This is a genomic window from Allonocardiopsis opalescens (assembly GCF_003002095.1).
GTDB classification, from domain to species: domain Bacteria; phylum Actinomycetota; class Actinomycetes; order Streptosporangiales; family Streptosporangiaceae; genus Allonocardiopsis; species Allonocardiopsis opalescens.
Genome location: NZ_PVZC01000002.1, coordinates 584,732 through 599,827, shown reverse-complemented (window position 1 = coordinate 599,827; position 15,096 = coordinate 584,732). Strand labels below are relative to the sequence as shown.

Sequence of the window (15,096 nt, the reverse complement as noted above, 5' to 3'; positions counted from 1 at the left end):
CGTGTCGCATCCCGACGGACGGCTGACCGACGACCTCGATCCGCACGACCGTGGACCACAGGACGCCTGCGGGGTCTTCGGCGTCTGGGCTCCCGGCGAGGAGGTCAGCAAGCTCACCTATTTCGGACTCTACGCACTCCAGCACCGCGGCCAGGAATCCGCCGGCATCGCGGTCAGCGACGGCCAGCGCATCGTGGTCTACAAGGACATGGGCCTGGTCTCCCAGGTCTTCGACGAGTCCGCGCTGAACTCGCTGCGGGGCGGCATCGCGGTCGGCCACTGCCGCTACTCCACCACCGGCTCGCCGGTGTGGGAGAACGCGCAGCCCACCTTCCGCTCCAACGACCGCGGCGGCGGGCTCGCCCTCGGCCACAACGGCAACCTCATCAACACCGCCGAGCTGGCCAAGGGCGTCGACCCCGCCGAGCTGACCGCCACCAGCGACACCGAGGTGCTGACCGCGCTGCTCGCGGCGCACGACGACCACCGCGTCGAGGACGCCGCCGCCGAGCTGCTGCCCCGGGTCAAGGGCGCGTTCTCCCTGGTCTTCATGGACGAGCACACCCTCTACGGCGCCCGCGACCCCCAGGGCATCCGCCCGCTGGTGCTGGGCCGGCTGGAGAGCGGCTGGGTGCTGGCCAGCGAGACCGCCGCCCTCGACATCGTCGGCGCCACCTTCATCCGCGAGATCGAGCCGGGCGAACTGATCGCCGTCGACGCCTCCGGGCTGCGCAGCCGCCGCTTCGCCCCGGCGAAGCCCAAGGGCTGCCTGTTCGAGTACGTCTACCTGGCCAGGCCCGACACCACCATCGCGGGCCGCGGCGTGCACGCCACCCGGGTGGAGGTGGGCCGCAGACTCGCCCGCCAGTCGCCGGCAGAGGCCGACCTGGTCATCCCGGTGCCCGAGTCCGGCACCCCCGCCGCGATCGGCTACGCCGAGGCCAGCGGCATCCCCTACGCCCAGGGCCTGGTGAAGAACTCCTACGTGGGGCGCACCTTCATCCAGCCCAGCCAGACCATCCGCCAGCTCGGCATCCGGCTCAAGCTGAACCCGCTGCGCGACATCATCGGCGGCAAGCGGCTGGTCGTCGTCGACGACTCCATCGTGCGCGGCAACACCCAGCGCTCGCTGGTGCGGATGCTGCGCGAGGCCGGCGCCGCCGAGGTGCACGTCCGCATCTCCAGCCCGCCGGTGATGTGGCCGTGCTTCTACGGCATCGACTTCGCCACCAAGGCCGAGCTGATCGCCGGGAACCTCGGCCACGACGAGATCCGCGCCTCCATCGGTGCCGACTCCCTCGCCTACGTCGCGCTCGACCAGCTGGTGGAGGCGACCACCATCCCGTCCGACCGCCTGTGCCGGGCCTGCTTCGACGGCGTCTACCCGATCGAGGTCCCCGATTCCGAGCGCGGCAAGTTCCTGCTGGAAGAGGCCGAGCCGCACCGTCCCGACCCCGACGGTGTGGCCCGCCTGGCGGGAGGCGTCGGCGCGGCCGACGCGCTCAGCCGCCCCTGAGCCCCCGGACGGCCCCGCCGGGGCCGCGCCGCGGGGCCGGTGCCCGGCACCCACGCTCATGTCGCAGACGGCTACGAAGGGTTCACCCGTGTCCGAAGCAAGCAGCTACGCCGCCGCCGGAGTGGACATCGCCGCCGGCGAGCGCGCCGTCGAGCTGATGAAGGCCAAGCTGGCCCGGGCCCGCCGGCCCGAGCAGCTGGCCGACGCCAGCGGCTTCGCCGGGCTGTTCCGGCTCGACACCGCCCGCTACCGGGAGCCGGTGCTGGCCACCTCGACCGACGGCGTGGGCACCAAGGTGCTGCTGGCGCAGGCCCTGGACCGGCACGGCACCATCGGCCTGGACCTGGTCGGCATGGTCGTGGACGACCTCGTCGTCAGCGGGGCCGAGCCGCTGTTCATGACCGACTACATCGCCTGCGGCAAGGTGGTGCCCGAGCGGATCGCCGAGATCGTCGGCGGGATCGCCGAAGGCTGCCGGCTGGCCGGCTGCGCGCTGGTCGGCGGCGAGACCGCCGAGCACCCCGGCGTGCTCGGGCCCGACGAGTACGACCTGGCCGGCGCCGGCACCGGCATCGTGGAGGCCGGTGCGCTGCTCGGCCCCGACCGGGTCAGGGCCGGCGACGCGGTGATCGCGCTCGGCTCCTCCGGGCCGCACTCCAACGGCTACTCCCTCATCCGGCACGTCGTCGCCCGGGCCAAGCTGGCCTGGGATGCCGACCTGCCCGAGCTGGACCGGCCGCTGGGAGAGGAACTGCTCACACCCACCCGGATCTACGCGCTGGACTGCCTCGCCCTGGCCGCCGGCACCGAGGTGCACGCCTTCGCCCACATCACCGGGGGCGGGCTGGCCGCCAACCTGGCCCGCTCGCTGCCCGGCCACCTGGACGCCGAACTCGACCGCGGCACCTGGACCCCTCAGCCGGTCTTCTCGGTCATCGCCGGGCACGGCGGGGTGCCCGCCGCCGAGATGGAGGCGACCTTCAACATGGGGGTGGGCATGGTGGCGGTGGTGGCGGCCGGCGACGCCGAGCGCGCGCTGGCGCTGCTGGCCGGCCGCTCGGTGCCGGCCTGGCGGCTCGGCGAGATCGTGCCGGGCGGCGGCCGGACGGTACTGCGGGGCGAGCATGCCAGGGTCTGAGCACACCAAAGGGCCCGGTCCGCGAAAGGCGGGCCGGGCCTTCGGAGACGTCAACCCTGGGACCTCCGCCGCAACCGCCGACGGCAATGCCCCCGACGACTGGTGCGGACGCGCGACCGCCGAGGCGGGAACGCGACCGCTGCCGGTCGCCGCTAGCGCCGACGGGCGTTCTCGGACTCGTCTTCGCGATCGTCGTCCGAGTACTTGTCGGCCAGATCCGCATAGCGGTCTACCAGTCCGTCGTCCGAGGAGTCGTCGTAGTACGGATCGTCCGCGGACGACCCGCCTTCATCCTCAGCGACACCCAGCTCTGACCGCAGCCGATCGAGATCGGTCCCGCCGCTGCTGTACTTCAGCCGTCGGGCGACCTTCTGCTGCTTGGCCTTGGCTCGGCCGCGCCCCATTGGCTCGACCCCCTCAACGAACGGGGTTACGTGACCCCAGATCACTCGCAAAACCGCATGCCGGGCTGACAGCCGTCACCGCACTGACGACAGGCGCCAGCTTGTCGTACAGATACAACCGTACCCGTTTCTGACCCGACTCGCCTACGTCGCACGACGCGGCGCAGGTCGGCCGGCGCCGCTCCAGGCGTCGTCGGCACCGCTGCGGAGCGGCTCCGGGCTGGCTGCCCGGGCCCGCGGCCGACGGCGGGACACCCAGGATATGACGCGCCGTCCAGCGCCCGTGCGCGGGCCCGCTCTGGAGCGGTTTCCACGAAATCATCGAAATCCCGGCGACAGGCCGGAGGAATCGTGCGCGACACCCCGCCGCCGTGCCACGATGCGTTCGTGCTGCCCTACACCGCGTATTTCCGTGTATACCAGCCCCTGATCGCCTACACCGGAGCCGACCGCGCCCACTGGCAGCAGTACGCGGCGTCGGCGGACCGTCCGCGCCGGGTGAACGCGCTCGCGGTGGAGCACCGCGCCGCCCTGCGCCGCTTGATGGGGCGCCCCCCGGTGGTGGCGCCGGAGCGGGAGAGCGGCGACGCCTATGTGCGCCGGGCCAACGGCCAGACCTATGTGTGCCCGTGGCGGACCAGATCGCGCTCGTGGGCGGCCTTCGGCCGCTTCCGGGCGCAGACCGAGGAGCGGCTGGTCGACGTCTTCGTGCCGCGGGTGGTGGTGGACCAGCTCACCGCCGACCAGGAGCGGGCCCGGCTGCGCGGCGAGGACGCAGTGCCGCAGATCCTGGAGAGCAACTGGACGATCCCGCTGTCGTGGTTCGTCCCCTTCGACTCGGCCCAGCGCTGGCTGGTGCTGGCCAAGCCCGGCCCGCCCGCGGCCGCGGGCGCCGACGACGCGGTGCCGCAGGGCGGCGAGGCGGCCGAGGGCCGGCGGGCCGCGGTCGGCCAGCCGGTCCCGGCGGCCACCCACGCGCCCAGGTCGCTGCTGTACGTCGCCCCGATGGGGCAGGCGCGGCGCCGGCTGGCCCGGGCGGTGGCGGTGATCCGCCGCCACGTCGGCGACGGCGACCTGCTCACCGAGGTGCGCGACGCCGGCCGGTGGCTGGAGGGCTTCCACCGCGACTCCCTGGTGGAGCTGGACTACGGCGGGCTGGTGCACCTGCTCGACGACGAGACGCTGCGCACGGACCAGTCCGTGGCGGAGGTCGCCGCGGCGCTCACCGGTCTGGAGACGCGGCAGGACGAGGTGTCGATGGCCATGTACCAGCGGCTGCGCGGCCGCTGGGACGCGGTCCAGGCCCGTGAGCGCGCCAACTGAGCGGCCGCGACGCCGCGTCGGCGCCCGGTGGCCGTGAGTTACCTTCGTGTCTGCTCGAATGGCGAGACGGCGGATAACTTGGCCGAATGAGGCCATCCGGTTGACGCGAGCCTGTCGAACCGCTCGGTTTTGGCGCAATTTGTCCCTTTCTTGGGCTGGTTCGCCAGAAAAATCTGGCAGGGAGGCGAAGTTTTAGGTGAATCCGCCCCGTTGCAACACAACGTGTCGCTAGAATCACGCAGCGTGACTTCCTGTGCGGGTAGCGGCGGGCGACTCTCGGAAAGTTCGTCGCGGTAAGTACTCGCGTAGTCACCTCGGGTGATGCCAATATGTACCTACGAGGCGATATTGGACATCCGGGCCATGCGCCGAGAATGCCGGGAATTGGGACAGTGGATCTGGCAGGTCCAGGAGGAGAGGCCGAACTCATGTCAACACGCACGCCGGAGGCGGAGCCGCTGCTGACCCCCGCTGAAGTCGCGACGATGTTCCGCGTTGACCCCAAGACAGTCACCCGTTGGGCCAAGGCGGGGAAGCTGACCTCGATCCGTACGTTGGGGGGGCACCGGCGCTACCGCGAGACCGAGGTGCGCGCTCTGCTGGCTGGTATCCCGAACCAGCGCGCCGAGATCGCCTGAGCGGCACCTAGGAGGGGGATCACTCGTCGCCCGTCGGGCGCGGCGGCGGCTGGAGGGGAGGCTGCCGGACCCGCGCCCCGGGCGGCAGGGAAGCGCCGATGACCGGGGCGTACGGGCGGCTTCGCCGACCGGGCGCCCCGTTCGACGTGTCAGGAGGGCCGGCCGCGGCGGCGGCCGGGATCGAAGGGCGCGGCCGGGCCCCGTTTCCCGGCCGCGCCCGCGGCATGAGACCGTTCCGTCGCCCGGTCCGGGGCGTCAGCGGGCGCGGGTCAGGGCTGCTCGGGCTCGGGGCCGTCCGGTTCGACCCGCTTGGCGCGGCCCTGGACGACGCGGCCCTGGCGCCGCTCCCACTCCAGGTACTGGCCGCTCTCGCTGAGCGCGCTGGTGGTCAGCCAGACGGCGAGGCCGACGTCGTCGGCGAAGCCGAGGAAGGGCACCAGCATCTCGGGGAGGGCGTCGATGGGGGAGACGACGTAGATCAGGGCGACCAGGTAGAGCAGCACCTTGCCCTTGCCCAGGCCCGGGTACTCGCCGCCCAGTCCGGCGCGCAGGGTGCGCGGGAGCGCGGCCAGGCGCTCGCCGAGTCCGGGCGAGCCCGGCCGGTCCGGTTCGCGTGCGGCGCGCCACGCGGCGGCGGCCGCGGCCGTGCGCTGTGACTTTCGCATCGGGGCTCCTTCGTGTTCGTCCGTCGCCCGCCCAGGCGTCCGGTTTCCGCTGTCCCGTGGGCGTTCCTACCCCGATCCCGGACGATTGCGCACCGGGCGCGGCTAGGCTCGGGCGGCATGGGACTCTTCACCAGGGGCGGCGCCGGTGTGCTGGCTGCGGTACTGGTGCTCGCCGCCGGCTGCGGTCCGGGCGGCGGGGAGCCCAGCCCGTCGGCCGGTTCGCCCGCCGCCGCTCCCGGCGGCTCCTCCGCCCCGCCGCCGGGTGCCGTCGGCGAGGGTACCCGCCCGCCGGGCGCCGTGCCGCCGACCGGCTCCGCCTCCGCGCCGGCACCCGCGCGGGACGCGCTCGACGGCGCCGTCATCGCCGTCGACCCCGGCCACAACGGCGGCAATGCCGCCGCGGCCGAGCAGATCGCGCAGCAGGTGCCGGCCGGCCCCGACACCAAGGAGTGCGACACCGTCGGCGCCGAGACCGACTCCGGCTACGCCGAGCACGCCTTCAACTACGACGTCGCGCTGCGGCTGACCGAGCTGCTGGAGGCGCGGGGCGCCGAGGTGGTGCTGACCCGGCACGACGACGACGGCGTGGGGCCGTGCGTGAACGAGCGGGCCGAGATCGGCAATGAGGCGGGCGCGGACGCCGCCGTGTCCATCCACGCCGACGGCGGTCCCGACGGCGGCGGCGGCTTCCACGTGATCGTGCCGGAGCGGATCGAGGGCTACACCGACGCCATCGCCGAGCCCTCCGCCCGGCTCGGCCGCTCGCTGCGCGACGCCTTCCACGAGGTGACCGGTCAGCCCTACTCCGACTACACCGCCGAGGACGGCCTGGACGTCCGCGGCGACCTGGGCGGGCTCAACCTCTCCACGGTGCCGAAGGTGTTCCTGGAGGTCGGCAATATGCGCAATGCCGACGACGCCGCGCTGATGACCGATCCCGAGTGGCGCCAGCTGGCCGCCGAGGGCATCGCCGCGGGCCTGGCCGACTACCTGGGCTGAGATCCCCCGCCGGCCTTCGCGCGGCGGCCGGCGGACCCCTCAGCGCCGGCGGATCTCGGAGTGCTGGGCGGCTGAGCCCAGTTTGCCCAGCAGGCGGACCAGGGTGGCCTGCTCCTCGGCGGACAGGGAGGCCGCCCACAGGCGCTCGCGCTCGTTGTGGGCGGCGAAGGCGTCGGCGATGGCGCGCTGGCCGGTGTCGGTCAGGCTCAGCCGCACGGAGCGGCCGTCGCGGGCCGAGGGCGCGCGGGAGACGAGGCCCTGGCGCTCCAGGGTGTTGGTGAGCGCGGAGACGGCCTGGCGGCTCATCCCGCTCAGCTCGGCGGCGCGTCCGGCCTCCAGCGGGCCGGCCAGCCAGAGCACGAACAGCAGCCGGAAGCCCGGCCAGCTCCAGCCGCGCGGGCGGTGCACGCTGGACTCCAGGTCGTAGACGACCATGTTGGTGACCCGGTACAGGGTGAGGACCAGGCGGGTCGCGTCGGTGTCGGTGCCGGGCAGCTGCCGCGCGGTGCGCGTCACGGCGGCGTCGACGAAGGACCAGAAGGTCAGCGGCTCCTCGGCGGCGGGAGGCGTCGGCCCGGCACCGGACTCGGGCGGCGGCTCCGCCGGCGGCGCGGCGGGCGGGTCTGCGGGAGGGGTCACGCCGTCAGCCTAGGTCGGTTCCGCCCGCCGCGGCGGGGCGCGCGGCCACCGGACCGGCGCTGCCGGAACCGGCCACCCACCAGCCGCCGGGCGCCCTGGACGTCCCGTACCAGCCGCGTTAATGTCATTTGGTCAAGGCTTTGACGATATGCGTGATGTGTGCGGGAGGTCGGTGCCGATGCCGTACTACCGGGCGGTGGGGGAGCTGCCGCGCAAGCGCCACATCGCGTTCCGCCGGCCCGACGGCGGCCTGTACGCCGAGGAGCTGATGGGCGAGGAGGGCTTCTCCTCCGACTCCTCGCTGCTCTACCACGTCAACCTGCCCACCGCGATCGTGCGCAGCGAGCCGGTGGAGGCGCCGGCCGACGGCGCCGAGGTGCGGCCCAACCAGCCGCTCGCCCCCCGCCACTTCCGCACCGGCAAGCTGCCCGCCGGCGGCGACCTCGTGCTCGGCCGCCAGGTGCTGGCCGCCAATGCCGACGTCACCATCGGCTACGTCCGCGCCGACGCGCCGAGCCCGCTCTACCGCGACTCCGCCGGCGACGAGGTGGTCTACCTCCAGGACGGAGCGGCCCGGTTCGAGTCCAGCTACGGCGCGCTCGACGTGGCGGCCGGCGACTACGTGGTGGTGCCGACCGGCACGATCCACCGCTGGGTGCCCACCGGCGGGCCGGTGACCGCGCTGACCGTCGAGGCGCGCGGCCACGTGCGGCCGCCGCGCCGCTACCGCTCGGCCTACGGGCAGCTGCTCGAACACGCCCCCTACAGCGAGCGCGACCTGCGCGGGCCCACCGAGCCGCTGGTGGCCGAGGGCCCCGAGGCCGCCCGGGAGACGCCGGTGCTGGTGCGCACCCGGGGCGGGCTCACCCGGATGACCTTCGCGCACCACCCCTTCGACGTGGTCGGCTGGGACGGCTACCTGTACCCCTACGCCTTCAGCATCCACGACTTCGAGCCGCTGGTGAAGCGGGTGCACGCGCCGCCGCCGGTGCACCAGACCTTCGAGGGGCCGAACTTCGTGATCTGCTCGTTCTGCCCCCGGCCGCTGGACTTCCACCCCGAGGCGGTGCCGATCCCCTACAACCACCACAATGTCGACTCCGACGAGTTCATGTACTACGTCGGCGGCGACTACGCCGCCCGGCGCGGCTCCGGGATCGACGTGGGCTCCGTCTCGCTGCACCCGGCCGGGTTCACCCACGGCCCGCAGCCGGGCGCGGTGGAGGCCAGCCTCGGCAAGACCCACACCACCGAGACGGCGGTGATGGTCGACACCTTCCGCCCCCTAGGCCTGGGGGCGGCCGCCCTCGCGGTGGAGGACTCCGGCTACGCGTGGAGCTGGGCGCGCTGACGGCACGGGGCCGGGCGGTGCACCGCCCGGCCCCGCTCAGCGGAAGAGCACCTCGCCCCAGGGCGGCACCCGGGGCGTGACCAGCAGCCGCATCCCCGCCTCGGCCGGGGTGCGGTCGCGCTTGCGGTTGTTGCACGGGCCGCAGGCCAGCACCGTGTTCAGCCAGTCGCTGGGGCCGCCCCGCGAGACCGGCACGATGTGGTCGACGGTGTCGCCGGGCCGCTCGCAGTACGCGCAGCGCCCGTTCTCCCGCAGGTGCACACCGCGCTTGGACCACGAGGGGGTGCGGCCGTAGCGCCACTTCATCGTCACGTACCTGACCAGGCGCAGCACCCTGGGCACCGGGAAGGTGCCGAAGGTGGCGCCCTCGACCACCTCTTCGACCACCGCCACCTGCCGCACCAGCATGCGTATCGCGTGGGTCAGGGACACTTTGTGCAGGGGCTCGTACGAGGCATTCAGAACCAGCACGCCCACCGGGCGCACCTCCTTTGCGGGCTGTGCGGAGGGAAGGGGGATCGAACCCCTACGGGACGCACCCGTCCCCGACGGTTCTCCAAACCGCGGCCGCCGCCATCCTTCGGCTGGCCCCTCCAGTGGACTGTTGTCATCTCGCTGCCGATGTGTCCTCCCGGTTATGCCCCCTCAGGCGCTGATTGAGCCTTCGCGGACGAACCGGGTGATCGCGGCGGTCTTCACCGCACGATCGCGGGGAAGCGCCGGTACCCGGGACAGGAGTCGAACCTGCAGTGGCCCGTGGGCCGCCGGATCCTGAATCCGGTGCGTCTGCCAATTCCGCCACCCGGGCAAGGTGTGCGAGGAGTGCCGCCCGCGATCGGGCGGTGGTAGGGGCGGGGGGCGCCCGGACGGAGCCGAGCCGCCGTCCAGGACGGGTCCCGGAGGGCGGCTCGTACGGGCCCGGAACGGACCTAGTCGCCACACCTCCGGCCGGTGCCGGCGAGGGTGCCGTGCTCGTAGCGGCCGAGCGGGGACTCGGCCGGGCGGAGCGGGGAAGGGCACGCGACGCCGGACCACCGGTGCGCGCCCAGCGGCGCGCCGCCGGCGAGCGCCGCCGGAGCGCTGCGCGGCGGCAGTAGCGGCATCAGCCGTTTCGCGTCCATGGCGGCCTCCTTCCGGTGTGCCCTGGGCCGGTCTCAGCGGCCCGCTGACGTGATTCAGGGTGCCGGAGCCGGGTGGGCGGCGCAACGGATTAAACGGGGCCGCGGCGGCGATCCGCACCCTGACCGCGGCGCACGGTTCCCTGGCCTCCCGGACAGGTTCTCCGGCGGTGCATCCGGGGCATCTGTAGATCGTTGGGTCAAACGGGGCGGTATCCACCTCGACCCGCCCCGTCCGGCCCGCGGCGTCACGGGAGCAGTGTGCAGTGTGCTGTGGGGGTGAGCTCGCGTGCAGAACCCGTCGAGAGGACCGGTGGCGGTGGGGTTGCGGACCCTGGGGATCGCCGCGCTGGTCGGACTCTTCCTCGGTCTCGTCCTGCTGCCGCCCGGCTGGGCGCAGCTCGGCATGGGGGCGCTGGTGGCGGCGGCGGTGCTGCTGACGGCGGCCGTCGGCTGCCTGATGTTGGTGCTGCTCGGCCAGCCGCCGAGCGCGCGCCGGCTGCGGGACCGGCTGGCCCGGCTGGAGTGCCGGCGCGGCCCCGCCGACCCGGAGGTGCTGTCGGCCCGCCGCGAGCTGGCCCGGGTCTATGTGCAGCAGGGCCGGGTGGGTTCCGCGGTGCCGCTGATGGAGCACGCCGTGCACGACTCCCTGTACGCGCTCGGCCCGAACCGGCCCGAGACGCTGGACGCGCGCCGGGAGCTGGGCTCGGCCTACCTGCTGCTGCACCGCCCCGACCACGCCGTGCCGCTGCTTGAGGAGGCGATGGCCGAGCTGGAGCGGGTCGCGGGCCCCGACGACCCCGTCACCCTGCTGACCCGCGCGGAGCTGGCCGACGCCTACGCCTGCGCCGGCCGGCGCGGCGAGGCGCGGGTCTGCTACGAGTTCGCGATCGGCGAGCTGACGCGGGTGCTCGGCCCCGGCCACCCCGAGACCCGCCGGCTGCTCGGGCAGTACGGCGACCAGTGCCGGGACTGGCGGCTGCTGGGGACCTCGTCCTTCGGCGCCGAGGCGGCCTGAGCGCGGCGGGCGGCCGCCCCCGCCGTCCTCTGGCGCGGCCTCAGGGCTCGACCAGGCGGCGGACGGCGTCGACCACGGTGGCGCGGCGCACCGCGCGGTCGGCCGCGTCGGATCCGGCCTCGACGGAGGCGGCGGTCCACATCGCCGAGAGGGTCAGCACGAGCGCGATCAGCTGCTCGGCGTCGAAGCGGCGGGAGACGGTGCCCGCCTCCTGGGCGGCGCGCACCGCCGCCACCTTGGCGCCGGTCGCCGCGCCGGCCGAGGACGGCAGGGCGGTGCCGCGCTCGAGCCGGTACCAGCCGACCACCCGGGCGACCTCGGGATGGCGCTCGTGCGCGTCGAAGAGGCGCCCGGCGTAGCCGGGAATGTCGTCGGGGGTGATCGGCACCTCGGTGACGGCGCCGTCCACCACGTCGGCGAAGACGGCGTCGAACAGCTCGTCCTTGCCGCCGAAGTAGGTGTAGACGAGCCCGGCGCTGCACCCGGCGCGCTTGGCGATCCGGTCGACCCGGGCGCCGGCGATCCCGTGGGCGGCGAACTCGGCGCGGGCGGCGTCGAGCAGCCGCCGCCGCTTGGCCTCGGGATCGCGGGTGGGCATGGCGGCCAGGTTATTGAGTGAATGTTCAGTTGACAAGTCGGTGTCCCGGCTGCTTCGCTGGACGGAGTTATTGAATGAACATTCAGTCAGGAGTGGGCGATGTCCGGACGAAACGGGTGGAGCGCGGCCGACATCCCGCCGCAGCACGGCCGGCTGGCGCTGGTCACCGGCGCGGCCGGGGGGATCGGCCTGGAGACAGCGCTCGGGCTGGCCCGCGCGGGCGCCACCGTGCTGCTGGCCGGCCGCAAGCCCGAGGCGCTCGACCGGGCCGCCGCCGGCATCGCGCGGCGCGCGCCGGGCGCGGACCTGGAACACCTCGTGCTCGACCTGGCCGACCTCTCCTCGGTCGAGCGCGCCGCCGAGCAGGTGCTCACCGCGGGCCGCCCGCTGGACCTGCTGGTCAACAACGCCGGGGTGATGGCCGTGCCGGAGCGGCGCACCACCGCCGACGGCTTCGAGCTGACCTTCGGCACCAACCACCTCGGCCACTTCGCGCTCACCGGCCGGCTGCTGCCCGCGCTGCTCAAGGCCGAGGCAGCCCGGGTGGTCACCGTCAGCGCGATGGCCTCGCGCTGGCGCTCCGCCGCGCTCGCCGACGTCAACAGCGAGGGCGGCTACCGGCCGATGCGGGCCTACGCGCTGTCGAAGTTCGCCAATGTCGTCTTCACCGAGGAACTGGACCGGCGGGCCGCAGGCACCGACCTGCACGCGATGGCCGCGCACCCCGGCACCAGCGACACCGGCATCCAGCGGCACGGCTCCAGCCTCGTCCGCTGGCTGACCCGCACCGCGCTCGAACCCGTCCTCGGCCACAGCCCGGAGCGCGCCGCGCTGCCCTCCCTGTACGCCGCCACCGACCCCACCGTGCCCGGCGGCGCCTTCATCGGCCCCGGCGGCGCCGGCGAGTCCCGTGGCGCGCCCACCCGCGTCCCGCTGCCCCGGGGCGCCGACGACCCCGAGACCGGCCGCGCCCTGTGGGAGCTGTCGGAACGGCTCACCGGGGTCGGCTACAGCTGGGACTGAGCGGCCGCCTCAGGCCCGGTGCCGCCGGCGCGGCAGAGAGCGCGGCGGGCGGCGCCGTGTCGGCTCGGGGACGAGCGGGGGCGCGGTCCTAGACTGGGCGGGTGAGTCCCAGAATCGCCACCAACCAGACCGTCGGCCGCGACGAACTGCTGGAGTTCGTCCGCCCCCGCCACCACGCCCTGCTGATCACCCGCCGTGCCGACGGAGGGCCGCAGGCCTCGCCGGTCACCTGCGGGCTCGACGGCGAGGGGCGCATCGTGGTGTCCACCTACCCCGAGCGCGCCAAGGCCCGCAACGCGCGCAGCCGGCCCGAGGTATCGGTGGTCGTGCTCTCCGACGACTTCGACGGCCCCTGGGTGCAGGTCGACGGCACGGCCGAGGTGCTCGACGTGCCCGAGGCGGTGGAGCCGCTGGTGGAGTACTTCCGCTCCATCGCCGGGGAGCACCCCGACTGGGACGAGTACCGCGCCGCCATGCTCCGCCAGGGCAAGTCGCTGCTGCGGGTCACCCCGAACCGCTGGGGGCCGATCGCCACCGGCGGCTTCCCGGCCCGGCTCGGCTGAGCAGCGCGGCGGCCGCCCCGCGTGGAAACACCGCCGAAACGCGCGGTCGGGTAGTTTTCGCCAGGTGGTCATCGAAACCCGCGAGCCCGCCGACCCCGAGCTGTCCCGGCTGGTCGCCGCCCAGCAGGCCGAGCTGGCCGAGCGCTACGGCGACGAGGACGGCCACTTCCCGCTCGACCCCGCCGCCCGCTTCCTGGTGGCCGTCGACGGCGGCGAGGCCGTCGGCTGCGGCGCCGTCCAGCGCCTGGACGAGCGCACCGCCGAGCTGAAGCGCATGTACGTGCGGCCCGACCGGCGCGGCGAGGGCATCTCCCGGCTGCTGCTGGCCGCGCTGGAGGACGCCGCCCGCGCCGCCGGCCACGAGCTGCTGCGGCTGGAGGCCGGCACCCGCCAGCCGGAGGCCGTGGGGCTCTACACCCGTTCGGGCTACCGGCCGATCCCGGCCTATGGCATGTACGCCGGCAACCCGCTCAGCCTGTGCTTCGAGAAGGAGCTCCGCTTCGAGGAGGAGCCACCGCCCGCCGGGCTCAGGAGCGGCGCAGCGAGAGCGAGCGGAGCCGGGGGCGCCTGATCCTGATCCGGCGCACGCGCCGCGGCCGCTTGGCCGGTGCGGACGGCGGACCCCAGCCGGAGCCGGCGCCCATGGTGTCCTCGATCACGTCGGCCGCGACGTCGGCACCGCGCTCGGCCTTGATCATCCGACCCGCCGCGGCGGCGCTCTCGCGCATCGCGGGGTCGGCGACGGCGGCGCGGATCGCCTCGCCGAGGTCCTCGGCGGTGAGCTTCCTGGCCAGCAGCGGAGCCGGACCCGCCCCGATGGCGTGCACCCGCGCCCCCCAGAAGGGCTGGTCGGAGATGAACGGGCAGATGATGGTGGGCGCCCCCGCCCGCAGCCCGGCGGCGGTGGTACCGGCCCCGCCGTGGTGCACCACCGCGGCCACCCGGGGGAACAGCCAGTTGTGCGGCACGTCGGAGACGACGTGGAACTGGTCGTCGGAGGGCTGCTCGCGCGGGTCGCCCAGGATGATCGCGCGCACCCCGGCCCGGCGGACGCCCTCGCGGACCGTCTCGGCCATGCCCTCGGGCGGGACCATGCTGCCGAAGCCGACGTAGACCGGCGGCGGGCCGGCGGCGAGGAAGGCGGCCAGCTCGGGGGAGGGCCGGTAGTCGTCGGGCGCGTCGTGGAACCAGAAGCCGGTGATGTGGACGTGGCGCTTCCAGCCCATGGGTCTGGGCACCAGGGTGGGGCTGAACGCGGCCAGCACCGGCACCTCGGCGTCGCGCAGGTAGTGGAAGGCGCCGCGCCGCCCGATGGGGTCGAGCCCGATCCGCTCCGAGCGGCCCCGGTTGGTGGCCTCGCGGGCGAGGTGCCAGGCGACCTGCTCGAAGGCGGTGTAGCTGAGGCGGTTGCCGAGCTTGCCGAAGGACCGCTCCCCGCCGAACACCGGGAACTCGCGGGTGGGCTCCATCGGCTGGAGCTGGGCGTGCAGGGTGGGACGGCCGTCGCGCTCGGCCGCGCAGGAGCCCATGAAGCCCATGGTGGAGTAGACGACCGCGTCGGCGCCCTCGCCGGCCGCCTCCAGCTCGGCGAAGTAGTCGTCGATGACCGGGGCGACCAGCTTCTTCAGCCCGCGCAGGAAGCGCAGCGGGCGGTGGCCCTTGCTCAGCAGCTCCTGGCCCTCCGGCCCCGACAGCAGCAGCTGGGGGTCGACGCCGAGCGGGATGTGCTCCAGGCCCGCGCCGGTGACCAGGCCCGCGTAGCTCTTGTTCGCGGCCAGCCGGACCAGGTAGCCGCGCGCCGTCAGCGCGCGGCCGAGCGCCACGTAGGGCTGGGTGTCGCCGCGCGTACCGACGGCGATCAGCGTGATCGTTTTGGCCACGGTCTCTATCCTGCCGGGTCCGGAAAGGCGCCGGGACGGGCCCGGGCGCGCGCCGCCGGTGCGCGGACCCCCGGTCCGGACGTCTCGGTGTTCGGTTGGTCGTCCTCGCGACACGAGCCGTGCGGCGGGCCGCCCGAGGAGCGGACGGTGACCGGCTGGTCCCGTACGTATGGCGAGCGTACCGGAACGGACGCCGCCGGGCAGCCGGGCGTCACGCCACGCT

Annotated in this window: 17 protein-coding genes and 2 tRNA genes; 10 read left to right on the top strand and 9 right to left on the bottom strand. The window is 74.3% G+C overall.

The window, feature by feature from the left end:
- Nucleotide 1 precedes the first annotated feature (1 nt).
- Nucleotides 2-1,516, top strand: a complete 1,515-nt coding sequence (purF, locus tag CLV72_RS09530) for an amidophosphoribosyltransferase (protein ID WP_106243180.1) — start codon at nucleotides 2-4, stop codon at nucleotides 1,514-1,516.
- 88 nt (nucleotides 1,517-1,604) lie between these two features.
- Nucleotides 1,605-2,654, top strand: coding sequence for a phosphoribosylformylglycinamidine cyclo-ligase (purM, locus tag CLV72_RS09525; RefSeq protein ID WP_245930034.1), 1,050 nt, complete (start codon nucleotides 1,605-1,607; stop codon nucleotides 2,652-2,654).
- Between the two features lie 152 nt (nucleotides 2,655-2,806).
- Here the strand turns inward: purM and CLV72_RS09520 are convergent, their stop codons facing one another.
- A complete protein-coding gene (locus tag CLV72_RS09520) occupies nucleotides 2,807-3,058 on the bottom strand; it encodes a DUF3073 domain-containing protein (RefSeq protein ID WP_106243669.1) in 252 nt (83 codons plus the stop codon).
- Nucleotides 3,059-3,409: 351 nt separating this feature from the next.
- Between CLV72_RS09520 and CLV72_RS09515 the strand changes: the two genes are divergently transcribed.
- The gene (locus CLV72_RS09515; protein WP_245930032.1) at nucleotides 3,410-4,381 is read left to right on the top strand and encodes a DUF8083 family protein; all 972 of its coding nucleotides are present in this window, start codon (nucleotides 3,410-3,412) and stop codon (nucleotides 4,379-4,381) included.
- Nucleotides 4,382-4,809: 428 nt separating this feature from the next.
- Nucleotides 4,810-5,019: a developmental transcriptional regulator BldC gene (gene bldC / locus CLV72_RS09510; protein WP_106243177.1), complete on the top strand. Its 210-nt coding sequence runs from the start codon at nucleotides 4,810-4,812 to the stop codon at nucleotides 5,017-5,019.
- Between the two features lie 269 nt (nucleotides 5,020-5,288).
- On the opposite strand, the gene CLV72_RS09505 is transcribed toward bldC, so the two are convergent.
- Complete coding sequence (locus CLV72_RS09505; RefSeq protein WP_106243173.1) at nucleotides 5,289-5,684, bottom strand: YkvA family protein; 396 nt, start codon at nucleotides 5,682-5,684, stop codon at nucleotides 5,289-5,291.
- 117 nt (nucleotides 5,685-5,801) lie between these two features.
- Between CLV72_RS09505 and CLV72_RS09500 the strand changes: the two genes are divergently transcribed.
- Nucleotides 5,802-6,683: an N-acetylmuramoyl-L-alanine amidase gene (locus tag CLV72_RS09500; protein WP_106243170.1), complete on the top strand. Its 882-nt coding sequence runs from the start codon at nucleotides 5,802-5,804 to the stop codon at nucleotides 6,681-6,683.
- Between the two features lie 39 nt (nucleotides 6,684-6,722).
- Here CLV72_RS09500 and CLV72_RS09495 read toward each other — a convergent pair whose 3' ends face one another.
- Nucleotides 6,723-7,229, bottom strand: a complete 507-nt coding sequence (locus CLV72_RS09495; RefSeq protein WP_245930081.1) for a MarR family winged helix-turn-helix transcriptional regulator — start codon at nucleotides 7,227-7,229, stop codon at nucleotides 6,723-6,725.
- A 271-nt stretch (nucleotides 7,230-7,500) separates the two neighbouring features.
- On the opposite strand from CLV72_RS09495, the gene CLV72_RS09490 reads away from it, so the two are divergent.
- Nucleotides 7,501-8,673, top strand: coding sequence for a homogentisate 1,2-dioxygenase (locus tag CLV72_RS09490; RefSeq protein ID WP_106243163.1), 1,173 nt, complete (start codon nucleotides 7,501-7,503; stop codon nucleotides 8,671-8,673).
- 36 nt (nucleotides 8,674-8,709) lie between these two features.
- Here CLV72_RS09490 and CLV72_RS09485 read toward each other — a convergent pair whose 3' ends face one another.
- The 4 genes from CLV72_RS09485 to CLV72_RS09475 form a co-directional block, all read right to left on the bottom strand.
- Complete coding sequence (locus tag CLV72_RS09485; RefSeq protein ID WP_245930031.1) at nucleotides 8,710-9,081, bottom strand: HNH endonuclease; 372 nt, start codon at nucleotides 9,079-9,081, stop codon at nucleotides 8,710-8,712.
- A 95-nt stretch (nucleotides 9,082-9,176) separates the two neighbouring features.
- Nucleotides 9,177-9,268 (bottom strand) — tRNA-Ser (locus CLV72_RS32110).
- A 128-nt stretch (nucleotides 9,269-9,396) separates the two neighbouring features.
- Nucleotides 9,397-9,481: transfer RNA gene (locus CLV72_RS09480), tRNA-Leu, on the bottom strand.
- 121 nt (nucleotides 9,482-9,602) lie between these two features.
- Nucleotides 9,603-9,794, bottom strand: coding sequence for a hypothetical protein (locus tag CLV72_RS09475; protein ID WP_106243156.1), 192 nt, complete (start codon nucleotides 9,792-9,794; stop codon nucleotides 9,603-9,605).
- A 316-nt stretch (nucleotides 9,795-10,110) separates the two neighbouring features.
- Between CLV72_RS09475 and CLV72_RS09470 the strand changes: the two genes are divergently transcribed.
- The gene (locus CLV72_RS09470) at nucleotides 10,111-10,809 is read left to right on the top strand and encodes a tetratricopeptide repeat protein (protein ID WP_146159398.1); all 699 of its coding nucleotides are present in this window, start codon (nucleotides 10,111-10,113) and stop codon (nucleotides 10,807-10,809) included.
- Nucleotides 10,810-10,849: 40 nt separating this feature from the next.
- Here the strand turns inward: CLV72_RS09470 and CLV72_RS09465 are convergent, their stop codons facing one another.
- Nucleotides 10,850-11,407 carry a TetR/AcrR family transcriptional regulator gene (locus CLV72_RS09465; RefSeq protein WP_106243150.1) on the bottom strand — a complete coding sequence of 186 codons (558 nt, stop codon included), beginning with the start codon at nucleotides 11,405-11,407 and terminating at the stop codon, nucleotides 10,850-10,852.
- A gap of 99 nt (nucleotides 11,408-11,506) precedes the next feature.
- Between CLV72_RS09465 and CLV72_RS09460 the strand changes: the two genes are divergently transcribed.
- From CLV72_RS09460 to CLV72_RS09450, 3 genes are all read left to right on the top strand, one after another.
- Nucleotides 11,507-12,430, top strand: coding sequence for an oxidoreductase (locus CLV72_RS09460; RefSeq protein WP_106243147.1), 924 nt, complete (start codon nucleotides 11,507-11,509; stop codon nucleotides 12,428-12,430).
- Between the two features lie 101 nt (nucleotides 12,431-12,531).
- A complete protein-coding gene (locus CLV72_RS09455) occupies nucleotides 12,532-12,993 on the top strand; it encodes a PPOX class F420-dependent oxidoreductase (protein ID WP_106243143.1) in 462 nt (153 codons plus the stop codon).
- Nucleotides 12,994-13,057: 64 nt separating this feature from the next.
- Entirely contained in the window at nucleotides 13,058-13,564 is a 507-nt protein-coding gene (locus CLV72_RS09450; protein WP_106243140.1) for a GNAT family N-acetyltransferase, read from the top strand.
- On the opposite strand, the gene CLV72_RS09445 is transcribed toward CLV72_RS09450, so the two are convergent.
- Nucleotides 13,521-14,873 carry a glycosyltransferase gene (locus tag CLV72_RS09445; protein WP_106243137.1) on the bottom strand — a complete coding sequence of 451 codons (1,353 nt, stop codon included), beginning with the start codon at nucleotides 14,871-14,873 and terminating at the stop codon, nucleotides 13,521-13,523. The two genes, CLV72_RS09450 and CLV72_RS09445, sit on opposite strands and share 44 nt — an antisense overlap.
- Nucleotides 14,874-15,096 lie beyond the last annotated feature (223 nt).

Coding starts and splice junctions, on each gene's coding strand:
- CLV72_RS09485 (WP_245930031.1), bottom strand. CDS start 9,081: ATGCTGGTGCGGCAGGTGGCGGTGGTCGAAGAGGTGGTCGAGGGCGCC.
- CLV72_RS09500 (WP_106243170.1), top strand. CDS start 5,802: ATGGGACTCTTCACCAGGGGCGGCGCCGGTGTGCTGGCTGCGGTACTG.
- CLV72_RS09475 (WP_106243156.1), bottom strand. CDS start 9,794: ATGGACGCGAAACGGCTGATGCCGCTACTGCCGCCGCGCAGCGCTCCG.
- CLV72_RS09465 (WP_106243150.1), bottom strand. CDS start 11,407: ATGCCCACCCGCGATCCCGAGGCCAAGCGGCGGCGGCTGCTCGACGCC.
- CLV72_RS09505 (WP_106243173.1), bottom strand. CDS start 5,684: ATGCGAAAGTCACAGCGCACGGCCGCGGCCGCCGCCGCGTGGCGCGCC.
- bldC (WP_106243177.1), top strand. CDS start 4,810: ATGTCAACACGCACGCCGGAGGCGGAGCCGCTGCTGACCCCCGCTGAA.
- CLV72_RS09520 (WP_106243669.1), bottom strand. CDS start 3,058: ATGGGGCGCGGCCGAGCCAAGGCCAAGCAGCAGAAGGTCGCCCGACGG.
- CLV72_RS09460 (WP_106243147.1), top strand. CDS start 11,507: ATGTCCGGACGAAACGGGTGGAGCGCGGCCGACATCCCGCCGCAGCAC.
- CLV72_RS09490 (WP_106243163.1), top strand. CDS start 7,501: ATGCCGTACTACCGGGCGGTGGGGGAGCTGCCGCGCAAGCGCCACATC.